Raw genomic sequence first — 2677 nt, 5'->3', positions numbered from 1 at the left:
GGCAATCGTCTTTTGGCGCGTCGGCGGGGGCGGGCTTTCCCTCGTCGTGCGATCTGCTACATCGGTCACGGAATTTCGAAGGGACCGGCACATGACGGAGCGTTTCCGCATCACTCTGGGGCAGTTGAACCCGACCGTCGGCGACCTTGCGGGGAACGCCGACCTTGCCCATGCCGCCTGGCAGGAGGGGCGGGAGACAGGGGCCGATCTGGTCGCGCTGCCTGAAATGTTCCTGTCAGGCTACAACGCGCAGGATCTGGTGATGAAGCGCGCCTTCCAGATGGATGTGATGAACCACCTCGAAAAGCTGGCCGAACGTTGCGCCGACGGCCCCGCGCTGGCCATCGGTGCGCCGTGGGTCGAGGGCACGAACCTCTACAATGCCTATGTCGTGCTAAAAGACGGGCGCATTGCGCATCAGAGCTTCAAGCACGAGTTGCCCAACGAAACGGTTTTCGACGAGGTCCGCGTGTTCGACCCCGCCCCCCTCGGCGGTCCCTATGACGTGAATGGCGTGCGCATCGGTTCCCCCGTGTGCGAAGATGCCTGGCACCCGGACGTGGCCGAAACGTTGGAGGAGACGGGCGCGGAGTTCCTGCTGGTGCCCAACGGGTCGCCTTATTACCGCGGGAAGAGGGAGACGCGGCTCAACATGATGGTGGCCCGGGTGGTCGAAACCGGATTGCCGCTCATTTACCTCAACATGGTGGGCGGGCAGGACGATCAGGTCTTCGACGGTGCCTCCTTCGCGCTCAACCCGGGCGGCAAGCTGGCGTTACAGATGCCTGCCTTCGACGCCATGGTGCGGCATATCGACCTTGAACGCGGACCGGAGGGCTGGCGGATCGTCCCCCAGGAGCCGGCGAAACTGCCCGACCAGTGGGAGCAGGATTACCACGTCATGGTGCTGGCCTTGCGTGATTACATGCGCAAGACGGGGTTCTCGAAGGTCTTGCTGGGCCTTTCCGGCGGGATCGATTCCGCGCTCGTCGCTGTGATCGCGGTCGATGCGCTGGGGGCCGATAACGTCCGCTGCGTGATGCTGCCGTCGGAATATACTTCCCAGGGTTCGCTGGACGATGCGGAGGAACTGGCAAAGGCGCTGGGCTGCCGCTACGACTATGTTCCCATCGGCCCCGCCCGCAGCGCGATCACCGAAACCCTTGCGCCCCTGTTCGAAGGGCACAATCCCGACCTGACGGAAGAGAACATCCAGTCCCGCCTGCGGGGGCTGTTGCTCATGGCATTGTCGAACAAGTTCGGGGAAATGCTGCTGACCACGGGCAACAAGTCCGAAGTGGCGGTGGGATATGCGACGATCTACGGCGACATGTCGGGCGGCTACAATCCGATCAAGGATCTCTACAAGATGCGGGTGTTCGAAACCTGCCGCTGGCGCAATGCGAACCACCGCGACTGGATGAGCGGCCCCGAAGGCGCCGTCATACCGCAAAACATCATCGACAAGCCTCCATCGGCCGAGCTGCGCGATGATCAGAAGGACAGCGACAGCCTGCCCGATTACCCCGTGCTGGACGAGATCCTCGAAATTCTCGTCGACCGGGACGGATCCGTGGCGGATGCGGTCGCGGCGGGGCACGACCGGGAAACGGTGCGGAAGGTGGAAAAGCTGATCTATGTCAGCGAGTACAAACGCTATCAGTCCGCCCCCGGCCCGCGGCTGACAAAGGGTGCCTTCTGGCTCGACCGGCGTTATCCGATCGTGAACCGCTGGCGCGATCCGAGCTGAAGCCTCGCGGAGCACAATCCGCTTATGTTCCGTTGAGAATGCCAGCGCAGGGCGCGGCCCGAAAAGCCGGCTGATAATCGCCGGTTTCACCGCTCTCGCGGCAAGCTTTGGCCGAATGGATGCCCGCTACCCGCCGGTACCGCATTTGATATCCGATAACATGGAACGAGTGCCGCGATTGCCCGTTCGATTGCTGTTCGAGCGGCGCGCTGAATACGGATGTTCATGAGGGACACCGGCGCCCCGCAAGGAAAGGAAGAGAAAATGCGTATTGTGAAACTTGGAATGATCTCGGCAATCGCCCTGACATCTGCAGCCCCCGTCTTCGCGCAATCTGCCGAAGCCATGGCTGCCACGGATCTGAATGTGCGCAGCGACCCCGGACCCCAGTTCGAGGTTGTCGATGTGATCCCCGGCGGCGAAACCGCTGCCATTCAGGGCTGCCTGGAAGAGCGCCGCTGGTGCAAGGTGACCTATGACGGGAACGAAGGCTGGTCTTATTCCGACTATCTCGCGGTGAACGTGGATGAGCAGGCGGTCGCCCTGACCACACGCCCCGCGGTGATCGAAGTGGAGACGCTGACCTACGAAAACGTCGAACAGACGGAAAATGACACCAATACAGGTGTTGCAGCCGGTGCCACAGCCGGTGCGCTTGCCGCTGCCGTTGTCGGCGGGCCGATCGGTGCTGTCGCCGCTGCCGGGCTTGTGGGCGCGGTTGCAGGTGGTGCGGTCATCGAACCGACCACGGAGACCATCACATTCGTCAAGGCCAACCCGGTCGAGACTGTCTACCTCGATGGTGAAGTCGTCGTAGGCGCCGGTGTCCCCCAGACCGTGACAACCTACGAAGTGCCGCAGGAAGGTCTGCGCTACGTCAACATCAACAGCCAGACCGTTCTGGTCGATGCCGAGACAGGTGTGATC

2 protein-coding genes are annotated in these 2677 nt (G+C 62.5%); both read left to right on the top strand.

Translation table 11 applies throughout. From position 1 onward, the window contains the following. Nucleotides 1-91: 91 nt before the first annotated feature. Nucleotides 92-1750: an NAD+ synthase gene (locus tag A3764_RS09895; protein ID WP_067922171.1), complete on the top strand. Its 1659-nt coding sequence runs from the start codon at nt 92-94 to the stop codon at nt 1748-1750. 264 nt (nt 1751-2014) lie between these two features. Continuing rightward, on the top strand, nt 2015-2677 hold a 663-nt coding region (locus A3764_RS09890), incomplete at its 3' end, for an SH3 domain-containing protein (protein ID WP_067951546.1).

It is taken from the genome of Sulfitobacter sp. HI0129, assembly GCF_001635395.1.
In the GTDB taxonomy this organism is placed as follows: domain Bacteria; phylum Pseudomonadota; class Alphaproteobacteria; order Rhodobacterales; family Rhodobacteraceae; genus Sulfitobacter.
The sequence above is the reverse complement of the archived record's forward strand: the minus strand, read 5'-3'. Positions and strand labels throughout refer to the sequence as shown.